This is a genomic window from Leisingera sp. ANG-M1 (genome assembly GCF_000813745.1).
In the GTDB taxonomy this organism is placed as follows: Bacteria; Pseudomonadota; Alphaproteobacteria; order Rhodobacterales; family Rhodobacteraceae; genus Leisingera.
Genome location: NZ_JWLC01000056.1, coordinates 1 through 2,409, shown reverse-complemented (window position 1 = coordinate 2,409; position 2,409 = coordinate 1). Strand labels below are relative to the sequence as shown.

Annotated in this window: 2 protein-coding genes; both read left to right on the top strand. The window is 60.8% G+C overall.

From position 1 onward, the window contains the following. Positions 1-173: 173 nt before the first annotated feature. Entirely contained in the window at positions 174-1,298 is a 1,125-nt protein-coding gene (locus tag RA19_RS25225) for an extracellular solute-binding protein (RefSeq protein ID WP_039168626.1), read from the top strand. Between the two features lie 154 nt (positions 1,299-1,452). Next, a partial coding sequence (locus tag RA19_RS25220; RefSeq protein WP_039164070.1) for an ABC transporter ATP-binding protein occupies positions 1,453-2,409 on the top strand: 957 nt, incomplete at its 3' end.

Genomic DNA, 2,409 nt, shown 5'->3' with positions numbered 1-2,409 from the left:
CACAGAACTCTTCAAAAAGGCGATCTGAGGCACTCCAAAAATCCCGCGCCCTGCATGACCCCTGGTTTCCAGGGCGCGGACCGGCTTGCCCTTCTGCACGGTGTTTCCGGGCTGCCAGCCGGAACCGGGCAAAGGCAAAACAGCAAACCAATGTCCATAGGGAGGACACTTAAATGACTGTAAAAACTTCGATTTCGCGCCGCACGGTGCTGAAAAGCGCAGGGGCTGCAGCACTGGCTGCGCCGCTTTACACAAAAAGCGCATTGGCTTCGTCCGGTGAGATCAACATCATGATGTGGTCGGGCTATATGTCCGAGGATTTCGTCAGCGGTTTCGAGACCGAAACAGGCATCAAGATCAACTACACCTCGACCGGTTCCAACGAGGAAATGATCAACAAGATGAAGGCCACCAAAGGCCAGGGTTTTGATCTGATCACCCCGACCAACAACCGCTCGCTGCAGTGGGAACCGCTGGACGTTCTGCAGCCCTTCGATATGTCCCGGGTAAACACCGCTGCGGTGAACCCGGCGATGCTGAAGGTGGGCGAGACTGCCTGGAATTTCGGGGGCAAGGGCGCGCATTGGCTGCCGCATATGTGGGGTACCGAAGGCATTGCCTACCGTGCGGACAAATGGCTGCCGGAAGGCGACGCCCCCTCCTACGGTGACGTCTGGTCCGAGGAAAACGCAGGCAAGACCATGGGCCGCGCGCATTCGATGATGCTGGGCGCAGGTCTTTACATGGAACGGATCGGAGAGATGGAAGCCGGCTCCGTTTGGGCGGCTTACGAGGATGAGGCCACCATGCGTCAGGTCTGGGGCCAGATCACTGACTGGTGCATTGCCCGCAAGGACCGGATCAAGCTGATCTGGAACGATGCCGACACCCAAAAGAACGGCCTCTTGAACGACGGTGTTGTCGTCGGTCAGACCTGGGACGGTCCGCCGCTGGCGCTGAAGACCGCGGGCGAGCCGGTGCATTATCAGGCACCCATCGAAGGTGCCATGGCCTGGGTTGACGGTCTTGTTCTGCCCGCGGGCGCCAAGAATGTCGATCAGGTCTATGCCTTCATCGACTACGCCTACCGCAAGGAAATTGCGGGCAAGGAGATCGACTTCCACGGCTACAACTCGCCGGTGCTGGGGGCGGATGCTTATGCAGGCGACTCCTACAAGAAGAACTTTGCCGAAGCCTATCCTGGGGACTCGCTGGCCAATCTAAATGCCTGGCCGGCGGAGGCGCCCTGGTACGCTGATGTGCGGACCGAGTTCGTGAACAAGTTCAAGAGCGCCTAAGGTCCGTGCTTGAACACGGGGCTCCCGGGACCAAACCCGGGGGCCATTCCGCACCGCGGGGAGGCGGTGCAATCCACTAGAAAACAAGGAAAACGCAAACCCTCTGCGCTGGCGCGCCGCGTTGGGACGGGCTTGCATTCCGGGGAGAACGGACATGAGTGCAGGTGTCGGGGTTGATCTCGAGAATCTGTGGATCCGGTTCGGCGATTTTGTTGCCGTTCGGGATGCCAATGTGAATATCAACGGGGGGGATTTCTTCTCCTTCCTGGGGCCGTCGGGCTGCGGCAAGACCACCATCCTGCGCGCGGTCTCCGGCTTTCTGGATCCGAGCGACGGCCGGGTGCTGATCGGCGGCAACGACATGAAAGGCATCGGGCCCAACAAGCGCCCGACGGCGCTGATCTTCCAGAACCTGGCGCTGTTTCCGCTGATGAAGATCTGGGAAAACATCACCTTTTCAATGGAGATCAAAGGCGCCTCGGCCAAGGAGCGCAGGAAGCGCGCCGATGAGCTTTTGGACATGATCGCGCTGCCGGGGCAGGGCGACAAGCTGCCGAGCGAGCTGTCGGGCGGCCAGCGCCAGCGGGTGGCGATTGCGCGGGCGCTCTGCGCCGAGCCGGATGTGCTGCTGCTGGATGAGCCCTTGTCGGCGCTGGATCTGAAGCTGCGCCAGCATATGCGCACCGAATTGCGCGAGATCCAGCAGCGGGTCGGCATCACCTTCATCTACATCACCCACGACCAGGGCGAGGCGCTGACCATGTCCGACAATATCGCGGTGATGAAGGCGGGGGTGATTGACCAGATCGCCGACGGCAAGACCATCTACAACGACCCCTCGACCGCCTTTGCCGCGTCTTTTGTCGGCGAAAACAACGTTTTCCGCGGCAAGGTCAAACGCATCATGGGCAATGAGGCGCTGATCGCCACCAACCGCTCGGGCGAGCTGGTAGCGCGGATTTCCACCGCCAACCAGGGCCGGATGAAAGAAGGCGACGAGGCGATGATGTTCATCCGCCCCGAAGCCTTTGCGCTGGCGCCGCAGGGCGCGGCGGGCGATCATTTCGTGACGGCCAAGGTCAACCACGAAGAGTTCGAGGGCAATGTCTTC